Below are 20,379 nucleotides of genomic sequence, written 5' to 3'. Positions count from 1 at the left end.
AGCGGGGCGTGCGCGCGGCGGAGCAACGGCAGCCGCACACGATCCGGGTGGACATCGGCGAACTGGTCCTCGACGGCTTCGACGTGGACCCGGAGCGCGTATCCGCCTCGTTCGAGCGGGAGTTGAGCCGTCTCGTACGCGAACAAGGCGTCCCGATCGCCGCGGACGGCGGCCGGAATCTGGACACGCTCTCCGCGCTGCCACCGCTCCCCGCGGGTGTATCCGCGCGCCGTCTGGGCCAGGAGCTGGCGCGCGCGGTTCACGCGGGTCTCTCGGGCCGCGGGGAGGTGACCCGTTGAGCGCATCGCAGACCCAGGACGCGCACGCCGACCAGGCCGCTGAGCGGCGCCGCAAGCGCAGGGAGCGGGCCGCCAAGTCCCGCGCACCCGAGCCGAAGGACATCGTCAGCGGCGCTGGACAACCCCTCGATCTCGGCGTACGCAGGGAGTTGGAGGAACAGCTCGGCCACGACTTCAGCCGCGTACGCCTGCACACCGACCGGGACGCTGGCTTCCTCACGGACCTGCTCGGCGCGGACGCCGTCGCAGTCGGCCAGGACATCTTCTTCCGGGAGGGCACCTACCGGCCCGGCACGGCGGACGGTCAACGCCTGCTCGCCCACGAGCTTTTGCACACCGTGCAGAACCCGCACGGCCTAGGCGCACTGCGGGCCGGTCGCGACCTGGGCGCGGTGAGTCTGCCGCAGCAGGCGATCGAGCGCGAGGCGGAGTTGGCCGCGCAGGATCTCGTACGTCCTTCAGCGGGCGATCCTGCCGAGGCATCCGCGGAGGTTCACGAAGGGCAGGCCACGCCCGGTTGGCTGCGGTACGCCACGGTCGACGCGGACCGCAACCGGATGGAGCGCATTGATCCGGCGACCCTCATGGACCGGCTGACGAACTCGGTCGTGCGCTCCCTGCGCGGCGACCCGGAGGACCTCTCGAAGCGCACGCGCAAGCAACTTGCCCGGCTGTCCGAGGAGATGCTGGACGACGTCCTGGAACGCCTGGAGAGCAGGCTCCTCAGCTCGGAGCAGGACCGCGTGCTCGATATCGTCGCCGAGATCGAGGGCGGCGATGAGCCCGGTGCCGACGACGAGCTGGAGCTGAACTCCCATGACGCTCCGGCAGTCGAGCCGGACGCGGCAAAGGAGTTGAGGTTCGAGCGGGAGAGCGAGCGTCGTTCCGCCGAGGAGCGGCGAGAACAGGAGCAGCGGCCCGCCGCGGCGGCCGGTCCGGAGAAGGACAAGACCGACGGTGCCCGGAAAAGCCGGGCCCCGAGGACTCCGCAAGCCAACGGACACCAGCGGATCGGGGACTCCCCTGCCGAGGAGCAGCATTCGGCCCCGCCGGCCTCGGCTCCCCGGCAGGAAGCTTCCTCGCAAGGACAGTCCGCGGGCAGGAGTTCCGCGTCCGACGGGGAGAAGAAGGCGGCGGGCTCCGGCGCGGGCAACGAGGGCAAGGAAGGGACGGAGCAGCAGGGCGCACCGGCCGCGAGCAAGGAGGAATCTGCGGCCGTGAACCGTCCGGGCGCGGTCGAATCCCTCGTGGCAGGTCAGCAAGTGAAGCCCGAGGACAAACGGGGTTCGCGGAAGCCGGACGGACCGAGCACGGCCGCGGGGAAGGACACCCGGCTTCCGGGTGCGTTGAGCACGCTCGACGGTGTGCGCGCTCAGGATCTCGACGGGCCGCAGGAGAAGGCGGACGAGGACCCGTTCGGTGCCGGCAGCGAGTCGGAGGTCGAGGTCGGGGGCGGCGAGCAGAGCGCCTGGGATGTCAAGCTGCAGCCGGAGGACTTCCTTCCCGAGCAGGATCTCGATGTGTCCGGGGTGCCGACGGCGGACCGTCTCGATCCGTCCTCGACCGCCTCGTCGGCGGCCCCGTCGATCCCCGCGCCTCCGGTGACCAAAGCCGACAAGGTGCAGGCCGAGCGGGAGGCGGAGGACGCCGAGGACGCGGCGGCCGAAAACGAGCCGAAGGAGGAGGGCGTCGACGCGACCGCCGACGCGGAGCTCGCGCCCGAGGCGAACGATGCCGCGTCGGAGGGCGAGCGGGCGGACGGTCCGGCTCTGGAGCAGGCCGCAGAGGTGCCGTCCGCGGCGGGTGCGGTGTCGAAGGATCCGAACAGCGGCGCCGACCCGAAGGCCGGTCCCGTCACCGCGCAGACGACGGCGCAGGAGGCGCCCGGCAGGTCCACCGAGGCGGGCAGCGACCCCAAAGAGGGGGCCGCCAAGAAGGAGCAGGGCACTCCTGCCGCGGGCGACCCGTCCGGAGGTGCTCAGGAAAAGGCGTCTCCCCAGGCAGTGACCGGGCGTTCGGCGGCACCGGATGCGGGGGCCAAGGCGGAGCAGCCGCAGTCCGGCGCGACCGGGGCGAGCGAACCGACGACCGACGCGCCATCTCCCTCGCCCGCGCGGGACACTCATGTGTCCGGTGGGTCCAACGCGGATACCCCCGGCGGGGGGAGCGCCGATGCGGCGGTGGAAGGGGATCCCGACCGAGCGCCGGCGGCCCAGGAGTCCGCGCCTGCGGCGGCGGCCCAGACTCCGAAGACTCCCGAGGCTCCGGCCGCACCGCAGTCGGCGAAGGGGCCGAAGGCCTCGAAGGCGGCCGCGGCGCCCAAGGCGTCGCCCGCGGTGAAGGGCTCGCGCGGTGGCGGCGGAGGCGGTGGGGGTAGTGCCCCGACCGCGCCGGCCAAGGGGAAGAAGGACTCGGGTCCCGCCCCGAACCTGTCGACCGTGTCACCGGAATCCGGTCTCTCCACGGCGGCAAAACTCAAGCCCCACAAGGCACTTCAGGCCATGTCCGGGGTGGGCGGCTCGGTGGACCGCACCGTCGGCGACGAGCACAAGGCGCTCGCCGCCGCGCCTCCCTCGATGACCCGTCCGGCGGGTGCGCCGCAGACCCTGCAGGGCAAGCCGAAGGCCGACGCCCCGGCCCAGTACGCGCAGGACCCGGCGCAGAAGTCCGAGGCGCCCGAGCAGGAGAAGGCCGAGGTCGAGGGCGCCAAGGAGCCCGAGGGCCAGATCGAGGCGGAGAAGGCGGAGGAGCCGAGCGGCTGGGACACCTTCAAGATGGCCCTGGGCTTCGGCCTGGGCAAGGTGGCGAGCTGGCTCGGCTTCGAGGTCGACGCGCAGGAGCTGGCTGCCAAGTTCGCCGGGCTGCCCACGAAGGACGAGGCGCTCAAACAGGCCCAGGCGGGCAACGCTCCGGGCGTGCAGATGCAGGGCGCCGCCGAGCAGACGGCGGGTGAGCAGGGCTCCGCGGTGGACGTCAAGGGCCAGGAGACCGTCGCGACGGGGCGTGACGACGCCGGGCGCCCGATGGGCGAGGACCACGTCTACCCCGACGTTCCCAAGGAGCAGATGCGCGCCAAGGTGCCGGGCGCTCAGGGCGGCCAGGGCAGTGTGCCGGCGGGCGACACGGGGACCGGCGCCGTACCGCCCGAGGCAGCTTCCGAAGTGGCGGAGCACGAGCGCGGGCCGCAGTTCCAGGCCGCGTTCGGCGAGGGCCAGAAGGCCATGTCCGAGGGGCGGCAGACCAAGGACCGGGACTTCCGCGACTCCCAGCAGAAGCACAAGCAGAAGGTCGATGCGGAGGTCGAGACCAACACCGAGAGCCAGGCGGGTGAGCGCGACAAGGCCCTGACCGAGGTCGCCTCGCAACGTGCCGACTGGCGTACGGAACAGGACGGGGAGCTCAAGAAGCTCGGCACCAAGAAGACCGAGCGGCACGACAAGGTTCGCCAGGACGTCAAGGCCAAGGAAAAGAAGACTGACAAGGACGTCGCCAAGGAGAAGGACGATGGCGACAAGAAGATCCAGGACGAGAACGCCAAGGCCGAGAAGGACGCCGAGAAGCAGCGCGACACCAGCGTCAAGGATTCGGGCCACTGGGTCAGTAAGGCCTTCGACTGGATCAAGCAGAAGGTCATCGAGATCAAGAACGCGATCGTCCGCGTCATCAAGGCGGCGCGGGACGCGGTCGTCGGGTTCATCAAGAACTTCAAGGAGACGGTCGAGCGCTGGATCAACGAGGCGCGCAAGTTCATCGTCGACACGATCAAGAATCTGATCAACGATCTGATCGAGTTCGCGAAGAACATGGTGCGGGCCGTCATCGAACTCGCCAACCGCATCCGAAAGCTGATCACTTCACTGATCGCGGCGGCGATCGCTCTGGTGAACCGGCTCGCCAAGATGCTGCGGCAGATCGTCAGCGACCTGCTGGACGCCATCGGCAAGGTCCTGAGCGGCATCCTGGACATCCTCAAGAAGATGCTGCAGGCCGCGGTCAAGGCGGTCATGGACGCGGTGAAGGCGGTCCTGGACTTCGCCTCGAAGCTGCTGAGCGCGCTCGGCGCCTGGATGCTGATCGCGGTCGACTTCCTCACCGACCCGGGCGGATGGCTGAGCGGCGCGAAGAACTCGGCGGTGGACGGGGCGAAGAACCATCTGTTCCGCGAGGTCTCCTCGGCCGTCAAGCAGTGGTTCAAGGACAAGATCCAGGAGATCATCGGCGTCCCGAAGGCGATCCTGGACAAGCTGGTCAACGGCGGCTTCACACTGGACAAGATCGTCAAGGAGGCGTGGGACGCGGTAGTCCCCCAACTCCCGCTGATCATAGGCGAACTGGTCATGACCAAGGTCGTGGCGAAGCTCATCCCCGGCGCGGGTTGGGTGATGGCGGTGATCGACGCGATCCGTACGGCGTGGGGAGCCCTGAGCGCCATCCTGCGCGCGCTGACCATGGTCCTGGACTGGCTCAAAGCCGTCCGCATGGGCGGCGCGGGCCTCCTCTTCGCGAAGGCGGTCGCCTCGGGCGTGGTCGCGCTCCTGGAAGTCCTCTACCAGGCCCTGATGAACGGCATCGGCAAGTACGTCGCCAAGGTCGGCAAGCGCCTGAAGGGCGTCGCAGCCAAGCTGGGCAGGGGCAAGGGGGACAAGGGCGGCGGCAAGGGGGCGGCCGGCGCGGGTTCGGACGACAAGGGCGGCAGGGCCGGCGACAGGAAGAGCGACCAGTCCCCAAACGCCCCGAAGAGCACCACGGCCCCCGCCTCCCGCCCGACCACGACGAGGCCGAGGCCGGACACGGGCAAGGCCGCCGCCCCGAAGCGCCCCACGGACAAGGACAAGACGCCCGGCTCCCCCGGCAAACCGAAGGACAGGCCCACCGACAAGCCGGACACGCGCCCGACACCGTCCCCGAAGCCCAAGCCGACCCCGGAGCCACGGCCGAAGCCGAAACAGGACCCGGAGACCACCAGGCCCCGGCCGAAGGACGACCCTTCGGCACGGCCCAAGGACGGGAAGGACACGCCGACCAGGCCGAAGGACGACGGCAGAGGCCCCAACAGGACCGACGGCAAAAGCCCGAGCAGGCCAAAAACCGACGACAAGGACAGCCCCGGACGGCCCAAGGGTGGCAAGGACTCCGACAAGCCCGGCAAACCCAAGGAAAAGGACGGCAAGGACAAGGGCGACGGCAATAAGCCGAAGGACAAGCACGAGAACAAGGGACCGAACAAACCGAAGCGCCCCAAGCACGAGGCCCGCAGGCCGAAGGACAAGGACCCGGACAAGGCGAAGCAAGACAAGAAGGACCAGCAAAAGAAGAAGGAGGATTCGCCGGAATCGAAGGAGAAGCGGCTTTCCGAGATCGTTGCGCGCATGCGGCCGACGCTCGCCAAGTTGCTCGGTAAGGGTGTCGGGCGAGTAGTCCACCGATCGACGCTCACTGGAATGCGCCTGTGGTATCGCCTGACCCAGCTCTCGGTGGAGGGCACGTCCGCCTTCAACGACCTGGCTGTCCTGAACCCGCGCAAGATTGTCATCAACGGCAGAGAGCTGGACTCCGAGCCAATCCTTCTGTATATCCGCACTCTGGAAAACGATATTCTCACGCAGCGGCAGGAGCAGCAGGGGGCCGGGAACGGCGGTCGGCAGATTTCCACCAGCCGTGAACAGATTCCCGGACGAAATGATCGACTCCTAGCGGACATTCCAGAGGATCTGGACATCGCATCGGGCAGTACACAGCTCAAGGCCGCGGGCCTGGTCACCCAGGTCATGAACTGGGGGAAGGCAAAGGTCTGGCGGACGCGGCTGCCTAGCGGTCCATACCTCCAGAAGTTCCGCAACAACAAGAACTACCAGGAGAGGCCTTCGAATCCGAACTCGTCAACGAAGTACCGAGAGATCCTCAAGCGTTTGCAGCGCTCGAAGAGCGTCGGTGAAATCGCCCGAACTCTCGGCCGGTGGCATTCCGATCGGCGGAGTCAACTGCCGTATGAAGAGACGGAGGACATCGCGCTCGTCGGTTCGTTGGCCTACCTCGGCGAGCGGGACCGGAACCCCGGGAACATGGTCACGTCCATCCTGCTGGCCGACTTGTACAACCAGGTCCCTTCGCCGGACCGACGGCGCGAGATCAGCCGTCTCCAGCGCACCTTCAACCTTCAGCCCATGATCCCGGCCGGCTCCCCGGCGGGCGCGAAGATACTGCCCGCGTATCTGGAAGGCCCTCCGGGCGCGCTGGATCGGGCGATCACACAGATGCAGGAGGAACTGCGCCTGGCCGACCGCTATCCGCAGGCCGGCCTCGACGATGCCCGCGGATACCTCGAAAGATTCACCGACCAAGGTCCGGGGAGAAACCGCCGAAGCAGGGTGCAACGGATGCGTCCGGGACTCACGGAACTGAGGAAGCTTCAAGACGCCAACAATCTGGCCAACCGTGAGGTGCGTCTGGTCGAGCTCTGGTTCGAAGCGACTTACCGGAACACCGACTTCGGTTCAGGGGTCAGCGAGGAGGAACTGCAGAGGGAGATCCGTGAAAAGATCAAGGCCAGGTTGCAAGGTGTCTTCCCGTGGTGGGAGCCGCGGGTGTGATGGGAGTGGTCATGGTCTCGTCTCCGAGTGGCGTCTCTCGGTCTCGAAGGTTCGTTCTGCGACACTTCGTATCCGAGGAATCGATCGGGATGTTCGCGGCGCGTATGGGCTGGGTGCTAGCGGTGGACGTCGCCGGTGATCAACGCCGCGGAGTGCCGCGCCGGCTGGCGTGGCAGGTCTCGCTGGGGCTGAATTTCAATTATTTCCGTGATGATGCACTTCGCGTGTCATATGTATCTTTCATGAGCAACCTGGGCCAGGAGATCGCCGATCATCTCACTGGTCTCGTGACGGCCGGTATCGACGTGCTTGACGATGTCGAACTCCTGCAGGGCGTAGTTGATGCCGGAAGTAAGAAGGAGCGCGCCGACGCCGTGATCAAGGTGGGCCTCGGAGCGCCACGAGAATTTGACGAGCGGTTCTTCGGGTGTCTTGTACATGCGGCCCGGGATGCTGCGCCCGAATTCCGAGAGGCGGCCGTTCAGGCAATCTTCCACACCAAATGGCAGCAGTTCACAGATGTACTCACGGACATCTCATCGGCCGACCCCAAAAAAGCCGTTCGAGAGCTGGCCACCCGAGTACTGGCCGCCCTTGACACCGGACGGAGTTGAGCACATTGACCCGCTACGCAGACATCCCCAAACCCATCCGCTCCGGAATAGTCCTCATAGACCCCGAACGCGGCACCCCCCAGCGCATCATCGTCCTCCAGTTCAACCCGGACACCCTGGAACGCAGCCTCTCGCCCCAATCGGCCGGCGGAAGCGGCGACTCCGGAGGAGGCGGCAGCGGGTCCGGCGACAGAAACGAGGCCCTCCGTCTCAAAGGCCCCGCTCAGGAGACCTGGAAGTTCACCGCCGAGATCGATGCCACCGACCAGTTCGAGATCGCCGCGCCGGACGGGATACACCCCCAACTGGCCGTTCTCGAAATGCTCGTGCAGCCCACATCGGCCCAACTGCGGGAAGCGAGCCGCCTGTCCAAGAAGGGGACCATCGAGATCAGTCCGATCGAGATGCCGCTGACCCTCTTCACATGGGGCAGCAAGCGCGTCATGCCCGTGCGGCTCACGGAACTGTCCATCAATGAATCCGCCTTCGACGTGAACCTGAACCCGATCCGCGCCTCGCTGAGCATCGGCTTGAAGGTGCTCACGGTCAGCGACCTGCCGGCCGGCCACCGCGGCGCCGAGCTGTACTTCGCGCACCTCGCACAGAAAGAACGGCTGGCCGGCGCCGCGCGTGCGGGAAGTCTCGGCACTCTCGGGCTCACCCCCGGCGACATCGGCATGGGAAGGAGCTGACCGGACACCATGGCCGGCACGGAACCGTACGAGAACGCCCTGGACGCGATACCCGGCGCCCATCCCTACCCCCGCTCCAGCCGCTACCACGACGCCGAGATCGGCGTGCACCGACAGCCGGACGGGACCGAAGTCCGTTACACCAAGCGACGGTTACTGCCCCCGATCGTGGCGGCGGACACCGACGACACGCAGCCGCACACCGTCAACACCGGCGACCGCCCCGACCTCCTGGGACAGCGCTACTTCGGCGACCCCGGCCAGTGGTGGCAGATCGCCGACGCCAACCCCGTCCTCGACCCCCGCGAACTCACCGCCGAACCCGGCAGCGAGATCGAGATACCGCTCGCCGGCAACTTCCCGCGGGGAGAACGACGTGTCTGAACTGCCCGTGGGCCAGGGCCCTGTCCACATCACCCTCTCCATGGGACCCCAGCTGGCCCGGCCGGTCCCCGCCGAGGTGGCCGAGGCACTCCTCTCGGCGCAGATCACCACGACCGCGGGTGAGCGGAGCGGGTTCCAGCTCGCCTTCGACCTGACCAAGAACGGGCTCATCAGCCGCACCCTGCTCCCCGAGGGATTCTTCGATCCGAAGACCCGCGTCATCGTCACTGTCACGGTCAAGGGAACCCCCGAGGTCCTCTTCGACGGACTGATCGTTCGTCAGGAAGTGGGTACCAGCAACCAACCGGGACACTCCACCCTGACCGTCACCGGCGAGGACCTGACGCTGCTCATGGATCTGGAGGAGCGCACGGACCGGTATCCCAACCTGCCGCCGTCCGAGCGTGTGCTCGCGATCCTGCGCCGCTACTCGGAGTACGGCATCCGGCCGGACGTGTACACGGAGAAGATCTCCCAGCCCCCGCACCAGAATCTGCGCGTGCACTACCAGACGGGCACCGATCTGCAATACGTCACCGAGCTGGCCCGCGCCAACGGCTACACCTTCTACCTGGAGCCGGGACCCAACCCCGGTCAGTCGTCGGCCCGCTGGGGCCCCGAGGTCCGCCTCGGCATCCGCCAGCACGCCCTCAACGTCAACATGGATGCCAACTCCACTGTCGACCAGCTGACGTTCGCGTACGACGGAACCGCCCGCGAGGAGCCTCAGGCGCGCTGGCAGGACCCGAGGACCCGGCAGTCCACCCTGCTCCCCCAGCCGGTCATCAGCCCCTTGCGCCCGCCCCTGGGCAAGCGGGCCACCCCCGCGCTCAAGCGCAGGACGCTCTCCGGCACCGCCAAACAGCAACGCGAGGCGGCCGAGGCCGAACTGCTCGCGCGCGCGGCCGTGTCCGCCGATGTCATCTCCGGATCGGGATCGCTCGACGTCAACCGGCACGGCTACATCCTGCAGCCGCGCCAGTTGGTCGGCGTGCGCGGCTCCGGCCGTGCGTACGACGGCGACTACTACGTGAAGTCCGTGACGCACAACCTGCGGCCGGGGTCCTTCCTGCAGAACTTCACCCTGTCGCGAGAAGGGATCGAAGCACGCAGCGCCTACGTCCGACCCTGACGCACCACCGGGCAACATCCCACAGACCAGGAGCAGTTCAGCATGGCGGAACCCAGCAATCGCTACCTCGGCAAGTTCCGTGGCCGAGTCGTGGACAACAACGACCCGCTGCACATCGGCCGGGTCACGGTCGAGGTCCCGGACGTACTGGGCGACGAGCCGTCGACGTGGGCGCTGCCCTGTCTGCCCTTCACCGGACCGCAGGCGGGCCAGTTCGTGGTGCCGCCGCCGGGCGCGGGCGTGTGGGTCGAGTTCGAGCAGGGCGATCCGAGCTTCCCGGTGTGGACGGGGTGCTGGTACGGGGCCGAGGCCGAGCTGCCACCGGACGCGCGCACCGCCGTGCAGCAGAACTCGCCGAACAAGCCGGTCGTCGTCCAGACGCCGGGCAATCACAAGATCGTGATGAATGACGCGCCCGAGCAAGGGATTCTGCTCCAGGCACAGGACGGCGCCTACATCCGGATCACCAAGGAGGCCGTGGTCATCGCGACCGGCGACGGAGCCGAGGTCATTCTGCGCGGCAAGGAAGTGACCATCAACAAGGGCCAGTTGAACCTGGCCGCCAAGCGATAGAAAACGGGGGATCAACAGGATGTCCGGGATTTCCGGGAGTCTGCTCACCGTCGGCTCCGGCGGTGGCTCCGGTGCCGTGATCAGTTGCCCGCACGGCGGTCGCGCCACCCCGACGGCCGGCTCGTCGGACCGGTCCGTGCTCATCAATGGCGCGCCCGTCGCGACGGCTGCCCACAGTTACGCCGTGGTCGGCTGCCCCCACACCGTCGGCGGCGTGCCCGAGCCGTGCGCCGCCGTGCGCTGGTCCGCGGACGCCACCGGCATCACGGTCGACGGCACGCCGGTGTTGCTCGACACCTCCGCGGCCCAGTGCGTCACGGCGGCGTTCGTGCCGCAGGGCCCGCCCTTCGTCCAGCCCGCGCAGCGAGAGGTGACCTTCCGGTGAACCCCCGCACCCGGGTCCGTAGCGACCTCGCCTTTCCGTTCCGGGTCGACCGGCGGGGGCGCACCGCGCACGCCGACCGCGACGAGCATGTGCGCGACCTGATCGAGCAGCTGCTCTTCACCAGTCCCGGCGAGCGCGTGATGCGCCCCGACTTCGGCTGCGGCCTGCTCGATCTGGTCTTCACGCCCAACAGCCCCGAGCTGGCGAGTGCGTTGGAGCTCTCGGTGCAGGCGGCGCTGCAGCGCTGGCTCGGTGACCTCATCGAGGTCGCGGCCCTGGACGTGGTGAGTGAGGAGAACGTCGTCCGCGTGTATCTGTCGTACACCGTGCGCTCCACGGGGAGCCGTCGTGACGACGTCTTCGAAGGGAGGGCCGAGGCGTGACCAGTCCCGTATCCACTCGACGGGCCAAGGTGAGGGCGGCGCAGCTCAATGGAATCGACGCCGTCGAGGTGAGTGACGACGGGCTCCTGCTCACCGTCTCCTTCCTCGGCAAGGCCCCGCACGGCCTGCGCGCACAGAACGTACGCATCGACGGCGGCCGGCGGATCACCGACATCGAGGCCGTGGACGTCAGCGTGGAGCGCGAGGAGGACCCCGAGCTCGACGACCGTCTGTACGTCACGCTCGACAAGGCCGGCGACACCTCTCGCTACCGGCTCGGCCTGGTCGAGACCGACCCGTACGGGCGGCCGGGCACGGAGCCCTTCCGCGGCTTCGACCAGCGCTACCACAGCGTGGTGTTCCGCTTCCGTCCCGACTGTCCCACGCCGTTCGACTGCGCGGACGAGACGACGGAGGAACCCTCCTTCCCCCGCACGCCCGTCGTCGACTACACGGCCCGCGACTACGACACCATCCGCAAGCTCCTCCTGGACCGCCTTGCCCTCACCACGCCCGACTGGGTCGAGCGCAACCCGGCCGACCTGGGCATGACGCTCGTCGAGCTGCTCGCGTACACCGGCGACCAGATCAGTTATCAGCAGGACGCGGTCGCCACGGAGGCGTATCTCGACACCGCGCGACGCCGGGTCTCCGTACGCCGTCATGTGCGGCTCATCGACTACGCGATGCACGACGGCTGCACCTCCCGTGCGTACGTGATCGTGGAGGCGGCCGGTGAGCACACGCTGCCGCCGGGGACGTTCCGCTTCGCATCGGTCGACGTACGCGTCCTCGATCCGCACGACCGACCCGCGCCCGGGACGGTCATCGACGACCGGGATCTCGCCGACCTCGCCGAGCAAGGCACCGTGGAGGTCTTCGAGCCGGTCGCGGCCGGTGATTCCCTGGAGTTGCGCCCCGCGCACAACGCGATACGGCTTTGGACCTGGGGCGGCGACGTGTGCTCCCTGCCGAGGGGGGCCACGTCGGCCACGCTGCGCGACGAGTGGCGTGACGCGGAGACCTGCGAGGGGCGTCACCTCCGCCTGAAAGAAGGTGACTTGCTTGTCCTGGAGGAGGTCAAGGGGCCGCGCAGCGGGACACCGGGCGATGCCGACCCGACGCACCGCCAGGCCGTGCGCCTCACGTCCGTCACCCCGGGCGTCGACCGCATCGAGGATCAGCCGGTCCTGGAGGTCACCTGGGCGGCCGAGGACGCGCTGCGCTTCCCGCTCTGCCTGACCACGCGCGGCGGACGCGGCTGCGCACCTGTAGAGGACGTCGGCGTGGCGCGCGGCAACGTGGTCCTTGTCGACCACGGCCGTACGTTGCACTGGTGCGGGGAGACACTGCCGGAGACGTCGACCGTGCCGCCCGCGCCCGCCACCCCGGTCCCCTGCGGCCCATCTGCGTTCGGCTGCTGGGACCACGACGAGGGCAACGCGACGGCGAAGCTCATCAACTCCCTCACGGACAAGGCAGAGTGCGGCGTGGCACTCACCGCTGACGACATCCGCAAGCTGTTCGACGTGGTGGGCGAGGACGCGACCGCACGCGCCGGGCTCGGCCTGGAACCGGCCGGGCAGCGGCAGGAGCGCGTCGTGCCCGGCACGGCGTACGCACAGGCCGCAGCGATGCGCACGCTGCTCGCACAGTCCGTCTACCCGGGCATCGCGCCCCGCTTCCGGCCGCTGCTCGGCCGCTCCCCCGTGGTGCAGGCCGTGCCGTTCCCCGACCCCGGGGCTGTTTCGGCGGGGCAGGCCGAGCGGATCGGCGCCATCCCGGGCCGGGTGAAACAGCGTCTGGTGGAGCTGTGGCGCAGCGCCCGCGACCACGACGGGCTCGGTGACGAGGAGATCGCCGAACTGGCCGTGATCTACGGCCTGCGGGTCCTCGACCGTTTCGAACTGCGGCTGCACCCGGTCCGCGCACTCCGCGAACTCCTGCACCGCAGCGACCGGTTGCTCGACTCCAAGCTGCGCCGCATCGATGTGCTGGCCGCGCGCGCCCGCGCCGGGGCGGTCCTCGACGGGCACATCGTCTGGGAGATCGCGCACAGCTGGGGCCCGGCGTATGCGGAGGGACTCCACCCCGACGAGCCGGTCCTGCGCGGTTCCGCCACGACGGGGCTCGCGCAGGACGCGCGCCGCACCCTTCCCGCCGTACGCCTCCACGAGGGCGAGCTGCGCTGGACGCCGCGCCGTGACCTGCTCGAGAGCGGGTCCCGCGACCGGCACTTCGTGGGTGAGCTGGAGGACGACGGGCGGCTCGCGCTGCGGTTCGGCGACGGGCGGCACGGCGCGAAGCCGACGCCCGGCGCGCGCCTGGAACTCCACTACAGGCTGGGCGGCGGACTTACGGGCAACGTGGGCGCGGAGGCCATCAACCACTTGGTGCTCCGCCACGATGGCGACGATGCGGACACGGGCGAAGAGCCGCCGGTGACCGGGGTTCGCAACCCGCTTCCCGCCGTGGGCGGCACCGAGCCCGAACCCGTCGAGCAGGTACGCCAGTTGGCTCCGCTCGACCTGCGTCGCACCCGGCTGCGCGCCGTGACCGCCGACGACTACGCGGCCCTCGCCACGGACCTGCCCGGGGTGCAGAGGGCGGCGGCGGAGCTGCGCTGGACGGGCAGCGTCCAGGAGGCACACATCGCGATCGACGCCCAAGGCGCCGGGGCCCCGACGCCGGCACTGCTCGACGCGGTGGCCCAGTCGCTGGAGGCCTATCGGCGCATCGGCCACGACGTGGTGGTGGGGCCCGCGCGTCTCGTGCCGCTCGACATCGCACTGTCGGTGTGCGCGAAGCCCGGGCACCAGCAGGGGCAGATCCTGGCCGAGCTGTACCGCGTGCTCGGCAATGGCCGGCTCGCCGGCGGGCGGCTCGGCTTCTTCCACCCTGACGCGCTGACGTTCGGCGAGCCGGTCAGGCTCAGCCGGCTGGTCGCGGCCGCGGCGGCCGTCCAGGGCGTGGAAAGCGTTCACGTCACCCGTCTGCGGCGGCTGTTCGAGGAGGACCGAGGAGAGAGGGAGGACGGCGTGCTGCGGCTCGGCCCGCTGGAGATCGCCACCTGCGACAACGACCCGGACCGGCCGGAGAACGGCCACCTGGCGATATCCCTTGGGGGTGTCCGATGAGCACGGCGGAGCAATGCTCACCCGACGACCGCGCCACGCCGGGTGCGGGTCGGTGCGTCGCATCGCGCCCTGCCCTGCGCGCCGCCCGCGACCACCGCCACCGGCCCGCGACGGCAAACCCTGGAGGTGCCCGATGAGCGACGAGCTCACCCCCGACTGCGGCTGCGGCTGTGCCGGTACCAGCGCGGGCGGCCACGACGAGCGGGTGGCACCCGCTCGGCCGCACAACCCGCCGGGCCGCAACGCCCTCGACTACCGCGTCGGCGCGTACGGCTCCTTCCTGTCCGCCCTGCTCGACCGGCTTGCGTCCCCCGCCTACCCGGCGCTCGACAAGCTGACCGTCCGCACCCCCGACGACCCGGCGATCGGTCTCCTCGACGCGACCGCCGTCCTCGGTGACCTGCTGACGTTCCACTCCGAGCGGATCGCCGACGAGGCATACCTGCGCACGGCCAACGAGCACCGCTCGCTGGTGCTGCTCGGCCGCCTGGTCGGTCACCGGCCACGTCCCGGCGTCGCCGCGAACACGCATCTCGCGTACACCCTCGACCGTGACCCGCGGGCGGAGACCCTCCCCGTGGTCATCCCCCGCGGAGCGCGCAGCAACAGCGTCCCCGCATCGGCCGACGAGGAGTCGCAGACGTTCGAGACCAGCCGGGACCTGACAGCCCGCTGGGACTGGAACCAACTGGCGCTCCGCCGCCGGCGCCCCTCCCTGATCACCCCTCAGGACCTCACCCGCCGCTCCGAACTCTTCATTGAGGGCACGGCGAACTCCCTTCAGACGGGTGATCAGCTGCTCTTCGTCTTCGGTGAGCAGGCGGGTGGCGAGCGGCTGCTTCTTCCCGTCTCGCGCGTACGCGTCGACCGAGACGACGGGATCACGGCGATCAGTCTGCCGCGCTCGGCCCCGCCGACGCTCAGGGAGCTCGTCGACGAGGTTCGCCGCTGGACCGCCGAGCCCCAGGACCCGGGCGAGCCGGGCGACGAGCCGCCCACGCCCGAGGTCCCCAACCCGCGTCCGGTGAGCCGTCTGATCGACGACTTCGACGACCAGGTGCTCACTTTGCTGCGGGACGTCCTCGACGGAGTGAAGACTCCGGAGCAGTTGGCCGCCGCCCTCATGGAGCCCGTGGACCGCCTCGCCGAGGCACAGGTCCTGGCGACACCGTACGAGGACGTGGCCGAGTGGTTCGCGCAGCTCGAAGCCGTACTGGCCGAACTTGCGGAACGGGCAGGGCATTTGTCCCCTTCTCAACCGGATGCGGACCCTCCTCGACCGGAGTCGGTCCGATCCCGACCCGGAACGGACCCGTCCCGGCCGGCGTCGCCCGTTCGGACGGGCGCCCCGCTCCCTCGCCCGGAAGAGGCCGCACTGCAGGCGCTCACCGCCCTCCTTCCCGCCCTGGGCGAAAAGGCTCCCGCCCCGAGGGGCAGCGGGTCCGCCACCCCGGGCGCGGACACGGCCCGTCTGCTCAAAACCCTCAACCCTGCCCTTGGCACCCTCTATCCCGCCTGGCGGCAGGCCGCGGTCCCGGGCGCTCCGAGCCTCCTGCGTGAGCTGCTCGCCCTGCGCGCACAAGCGGTTCCCTTCGGGGCAACGGCTCCCCTGAAGCCGGTACAGGACGACCGCGGGCGGGTGATCCGTACCGCCGACTGGCCCCTGACCGGCGCCGTCCTCACCACCATGCGCGTGGTGTTCGACCCCGCGGGCAAGGTCCCGCAGACGGCCGAGTTCCAGCACGTCGAGGGCAGCAGCTCCGACCAGCGCGCCAGGACTCTGCCCATTCCCCAGCCGGAGAACCTCCCCCTCGGCCCCGGTCAGGTCGAGCTCTCCACCCGCAACGGCCAGGACCGCGAACTGAACTGGCTCAGCCGCCGCCCCACCGACTCCCAGGAGCCGGGCGTCACCGCCCGCCTCCACTCGGGCCTGCCCGAGCGGACGCTCTTTGTTTCGCGCCCGGACGCGCACGGCGTGATCAACGTCGGCGTGTACAACGGCACGGCCAAGGAAGTTCCCCTCCGTCCGGGCGTCCCGGTGCATTTCACGCACGGCGAGTACGAGGTGGCCCTCCGGTACACGGTCGGCACCACCGCTCCCCATGTGGAGATCGTCATCGCCACCAAGCCGGCCCCTGCCAACCGTCGCGTGGTGCAGCTGGACACCGTGTACGACAGCATCACCGTCGGGAGCTGGGTCGCGATCGAGCGGCCCGCCAAGGGAGACGACGAAGCCCACCCCGGTGACAAGAAATTCAAGCTGGTCACCACGAAGGTCGCGGCCGTGCGCACGGCCGCGTACACCAATTACGGCATCACGGGCCGCGGCACCGAACTCGTCCTCGCCGAACCCTGGCTGGACGACAAGGACGTGCTGCTCTCACACATCCGCGACACCACCGTGCACGCCGCCGGTGAGCCGCTGCGCCTGGCGGACGAGCCGCTCGGCGAGGACGTTCACGGCAACGAACTGGAACTCGCCGAGCTGTACGACGGGCTGCGCCCCGGCCGTACCCTCGTCGTCAGCGGCAGGCGCAGCGACATCCCCGGCGCCTCGGGCGCGGGCGTCGAGGCCACCGAAGTCGTGGTCATCGCGGCTGCCGAACCCGCGCTCGATCCGCAACTGCCGGGCGACCACGTCCATACGAAGCTGACGCTGACAGCCGATCTCGCGTACCGCTACCGGCGCGAGACGGTGAAGGTCCTCGGCAATGTGGTGGAGGCGACGCACGGCGAGGGCCGGGACGAGCCGATCGGCAGCGGCGACGCCGACCGTACGAACCAGACGTTCACGTTGTGGCAGTCGCCGCTCACCTGGATGGCGTCCGACACCCCGCTGGGCGCCACGCCCGTCCTGGAGATCCGCGTCGACGGGCTGCTCTGGCACACGGTCGACAGCCTGGCGGGGCGCGGGCCGCGCGAGCGCGTGTACATCACGGGCACGACCGGCGACGGCCGCACGACGGTGACGTTCGGCGACGGCATGCACGGCGCGCGCCTGCCCAGCGGCCACGACAACGTGCGCGCCCGATACCGCTTCGGCACCGGCAGGGCGGCGAACGTGGCGGCGGAACGCATCACCCAGGCCATGACCCGCCCGCTCGGCGTCACATCGGTCACCAATCCGCGCCCGGCGTCGGGCGGTGCGGACGCGGACGGGCCGTCGCTGACCCGGCGCACCGTGCCGCTCGCGGTCGCGGCCCTGGACCGTCTGGTGTCCGTGTCCGACTACGAGGACTTCGCGCGCTCCCGCGCCGGGATCGGCCGGGCCGCTGCGCGTGAACTCTTCGACGGGCGACGGCGTGTGCTGCACGTGACGGTCGCGGGCACGGACGACGTTCCGATCGCCGATGGCACCGGAGATTCAGCGCTGCTGCGCGCACTGCGCGGCTCGCTCACGGACTACGGCGACGCGCGCCTGCCCGTTCGGGTGGACGTGCGCGAGCTGGTGCTGCTCCTGATCGCTGCGAAGGTGAAGCTCGCGCCAGACCACACCTGGGAGGTCGTCGAACCACGACTACGTCAGGCGTTGCTGCGCCGACTCGGCTTCGAGGGAAGGGAGTTGGCTGCATCTGCGCGCCTCTCGGAGGTTCTTGCAACTGCACATTCGGTGCCGGGGGTCGACTACATGGATGTCGATGTCTTCACCGGGGTGTCCGCGTCCGCCGCCGCGGGCGCCACCGCGCAGGAGCTGACGCGGCTGCTCGGCACGCCCGGTGAGCCGAGGTCCACGGTCCCGGCGCGCTCGGCGATGTACGACGAGAAGATCCACACCGTGCGCAAGAAGGACGGCGAGACGTTGTCCGAGGTCTGCGCACGCCACGGCGTGCCGCTCGCCGAACTCCTGCGCCTCAACCCCGACATCACCGATACCCGGCGCCTCGCCGAGGGCCGTTCGGTGTTCGTCTTCCGCGGCATCCGCCCGGCGCAGCTCGTGCTGCTGACGCCGAAGGCCGCGGACACACTGATTCTGACGGAGGTCAAGTGATGTCCAGGGAGCCGGACGGGCTCGCTCAGCTGCTCCCCCCGTGGCACCGCCTCAGGGACGCCGAGGAGGGCGAGCCGCTGCGCGCCCTGCTCGCGGTGATGGCCGAGCAGATCGATGTCGTACGCAACGGGGTCGAGCAGAGTTACGACGACCTGTTCGTGGAGACGGCGGCGCCCTGGGTGCTTCCTTACCTCGGCGACCTCGTGGGCTATCGCACCCTGCCCGGCTACGAGCGCGTCCTCACCACCGCTCTGCGGGGCGGGAGTTCGGCTGCCGGCCTGACGGAGGCGATCGCACCGCGCCGCGACGTGGCCGCCGCGGTCGCGAACCTGCGCCGCAAGGGCACGCTGCACCTGCTCGAAGAGCTCTGCGAGCAGGTGACGGGATGGCCGGCCCGGGCGGTCGAACTGTCCCGGCTCGTCTCGCACCAGCAGCAGGTCAAGCTGTACGGGTCCGGGTCCTCCGGGTCCGGGGACGCGAACCGCTCGCGGCGCGGACGCCTCGCTGACCTGCGGGACGGATCCGCACTGGACCTGGCGGGTTCCGCCTTCGGGACGGTGGCTCGCTCGGTCGACGTCAGGAGCGCCAACTCCCTTCGCAGGCAAGGTGGTCTGACACCCGCCGGGGTCGGCCTCTTCGTCTGGCGGCTGAGGGCGCACCCGCTGACGTCCTCACCCGCGTACTGCATCGACCGGGCCCGCAACCTCTACACCTTCTCGATCCTCGGCAACGACAGCCCGCTGGTGACCAAGCCGGTCCCGGAGCCCTCGGCGACGCACATCGCGACGATCGACAACGTTCCCGCGTTCATCCGGCGCCGCCAACTGCACGACCGGCTCGCCGACTACTACGGCCCCGGCAAGAGCCTCGTCATCCGGCGCGACGGCGAGGACAGGCCGGTGCCGCCGTCGGACATCGTGGTGGCCGACCTGTCAAACTGGCGCTACCGGCCGAAGCGCGGGCAGGTCGCCGTCGACCCGGAGCTCGGGCGGATCGCGTTCGGGTCGCGGTCCGCGCCTCGGCAGGGCGTCCGGGTCGACTACCACTACGCGTTCGGCGCCGACATGGGCGGCGGCGAGTACGCACGGCACCACCCGCCCCGCCCGGAAGCCGCTCTCTACCGGGTCGGGCCCGGGCAGACGTATCGGCAGATCATGGACGCGTACCGGGCCTGGCAGCACGACCGGCGGGCCGGAACCTGCGGCCCCGAGGGCATCATCGAGATCACGCACAGCGGCGCCCACCAGGAGCAGCTGGACTTCGACCTCGACCCCGGCGACCGCCTCGAAGTGCGCGCGTCGGAGGGCACCCGCCCGGTGATCCGGCTCCTGGACTGGTACAGCAACCGTCCGGATGCGCTCAACATCCGTTCCGTGCACGAGGATTGCGAACCGGGGGAGCGTCCGCGGATCACCCTCGACGGACTGCTCGTCGCCGGACGCGGCATCAACGTGACGGGCCCGGTGGGTGCAATCGTCGTGCGCCACACGACGCTCGTACCCGGCTGGTCCCTGGAACCCGAGTGCGCTCCGCACGCCCCTCAGGAGCCGAGCATCGTCCTGGAGCGCACCACGGCGTGCCTGCAGATCGAGGACAGCATCCTGGGCACGATCGAGGTCATCGGCAACGAAGTTTCCGAGGAACCGCTCGACATCCACATCCGCGACAGCGTCCTGGATGCCACCGGAAGCGAGCGCCCGGCCCTGTCCGCCCCGGACTGCCGACACGCCCACGCCGTCCTGCACGCGCACCGCACCACGGTGATCGGCGAGGTGCACACGCACGCGGTGGCGGTCGCGGAGGACTCCGTGTTCACCGGACGGCTCCACGTGGCGCGTCGCGGCATCGGCTGCCTGCGCTTCTCGTACGTCCCCGTCGGCTCGCGCACACCGCGCAGGTATCGCTGCCGGCCGGACCCGGCCGGTCCCGGCGAGGCCCCGCGCGTGCGGCCGCTGTTCACGTCAGAGCGCTACGGGACGCCCTGGTACGGGCAGTTGGCGGACCGGTGCGCCCAGGAGATCCGGCGCGGGGCGCAGGACGGGGCCGAGATGGGCGCCTTCCACGACCTGTACCGGCCGCAGCGCGAGGACAGCCTGCGGGCGCGGCTCGCGCAGTACACGCCCGCGGGCACGGACGCCGGGATCTTCTACGTCACCTGATCCGGCCACAACGATCCCGATGACTCTCTCGACCCGCACATTC

The 20,379-nt window shown here is 69.9% G+C and carries 12 protein-coding genes; all 12 read left to right on the top strand.

What is annotated here, in order from left to right:
- Positions 1-8 precede the first annotated feature (8 nt).
- The 12 genes from OG953_RS37300 to OG953_RS37245 all read left to right on the top strand — a co-directional run bounded on the left by OG953_RS37300 (position 9) and on the right by OG953_RS37245 (position 20,336).
- A complete protein-coding gene (locus tag OG953_RS37300; protein WP_405689900.1) occupies positions 9-299 on the top strand; it encodes a hypothetical protein in 291 nt (96 codons plus the stop codon).
- Positions 296-6,889, top strand: coding sequence for a DUF4157 domain-containing protein (locus OG953_RS37295; protein ID WP_405689898.1), 6,594 nt, complete (start codon positions 296-298; stop codon positions 6,887-6,889). Before OG953_RS37300 ends, OG953_RS37295 begins: the two co-directional genes overlap by 4 nt.
- 89 nt (positions 6,890-6,978) lie before the next feature.
- Entirely contained in the window at positions 6,979-7,503 is a 525-nt protein-coding gene (locus tag OG953_RS37290; protein ID WP_405689896.1) for a hypothetical protein, read from the top strand.
- 5 nt (positions 7,504-7,508) lie between these two features.
- Entirely contained in the window at positions 7,509-8,195 is a 687-nt protein-coding gene (locus OG953_RS37285) for a hypothetical protein (protein ID WP_405689894.1), read from the top strand.
- A gap of 9 nt (positions 8,196-8,204) precedes the next feature.
- Positions 8,205-8,579 (top strand): hypothetical protein, encoded by a 375-nt coding sequence (locus tag OG953_RS37280; RefSeq protein WP_405689891.1) that lies wholly within the window; start codon positions 8,205-8,207, stop codon positions 8,577-8,579.
- Positions 8,572-9,711, top strand: a complete 1,140-nt coding sequence (locus tag OG953_RS37275) for a hypothetical protein (RefSeq protein ID WP_405689889.1) — start codon at positions 8,572-8,574, stop codon at positions 9,709-9,711. The genes OG953_RS37280 and OG953_RS37275 overlap by 8 nt, the downstream gene beginning before the upstream one ends.
- A 42-nt stretch (positions 9,712-9,753) precedes the next feature.
- Positions 9,754-10,284 carry a phage baseplate assembly protein V gene (locus tag OG953_RS37270; protein WP_405689887.1) on the top strand — a complete coding sequence of 177 codons (531 nt, stop codon included), beginning with the start codon at positions 9,754-9,756 and terminating at the stop codon, positions 10,282-10,284.
- 19 nt (positions 10,285-10,303) lie between these two features.
- A complete protein-coding gene (locus tag OG953_RS37265; RefSeq protein WP_405689885.1) occupies positions 10,304-10,669 on the top strand; it encodes a hypothetical protein in 366 nt (121 codons plus the stop codon).
- Complete coding sequence (locus OG953_RS37260) at positions 10,666-11,052, top strand: GPW/gp25 family protein (protein ID WP_405689884.1); 387 nt, start codon at positions 10,666-10,668, stop codon at positions 11,050-11,052. The genes OG953_RS37265 and OG953_RS37260 overlap by 4 nt, the downstream gene beginning before the upstream one ends.
- The gene (locus OG953_RS37255) at positions 11,049-14,189 is read left to right on the top strand and encodes a putative baseplate assembly protein (RefSeq protein ID WP_405689882.1); all 3,141 of its coding nucleotides are present in this window, start codon (positions 11,049-11,051) and stop codon (positions 14,187-14,189) included. The genes OG953_RS37260 and OG953_RS37255 overlap by 4 nt, the downstream gene beginning before the upstream one ends.
- 133 nt (positions 14,190-14,322) lie before the next feature.
- Positions 14,323-18,177, top strand: a complete 3,855-nt coding sequence (locus tag OG953_RS37250; protein ID WP_405689880.1) for a putative baseplate assembly protein — start codon at positions 14,323-14,325, stop codon at positions 18,175-18,177.
- Positions 18,177-20,336 (top strand): hypothetical protein, encoded by a 2,160-nt coding sequence (locus OG953_RS37245; protein ID WP_405689878.1) that lies wholly within the window; start codon positions 18,177-18,179, stop codon positions 20,334-20,336. The genes OG953_RS37250 and OG953_RS37245 overlap by 1 nt, the downstream gene beginning before the upstream one ends.
- Positions 20,337-20,379 lie beyond the last annotated feature (43 nt).

It is taken from the genome of Streptomyces sp. NBC_00057 (assembly GCF_045041165.1).
Taxonomy (GTDB): Bacteria; Actinomycetota; Actinomycetes; order Streptomycetales; family Streptomycetaceae; genus Streptomyces.
This window is presented reverse-complemented; position numbering and strand designations above follow the sequence as displayed.

Excerpts from the sequence above, each read along its gene's own strand:
- OG953_RS37290 (WP_405689896.1), top strand. The coding sequence starts at position 6,979 with ATGTTCGCGGCGCGTATGGGCTGGGTGCTAGCGGTGGACGTCGCCGGT.
- OG953_RS37280 (WP_405689891.1), top strand. The coding sequence starts at position 8,205 with ATGGCCGGCACGGAACCGTACGAGAACGCCCTGGACGCGATACCCGGC.
- OG953_RS37270 (WP_405689887.1), top strand. The coding sequence starts at position 9,754 with ATGGCGGAACCCAGCAATCGCTACCTCGGCAAGTTCCGTGGCCGAGTC.
- OG953_RS37265 (WP_405689885.1), top strand. The coding sequence starts at position 10,304 with ATGTCCGGGATTTCCGGGAGTCTGCTCACCGTCGGCTCCGGCGGTGGC.
- OG953_RS37250 (WP_405689880.1), top strand. The coding sequence starts at position 14,323 with ATGAGCGACGAGCTCACCCCCGACTGCGGCTGCGGCTGTGCCGGTACC.
- OG953_RS37245 (WP_405689878.1), top strand. The coding sequence starts at position 18,177 with ATGTCCAGGGAGCCGGACGGGCTCGCTCAGCTGCTCCCCCCGTGGCAC.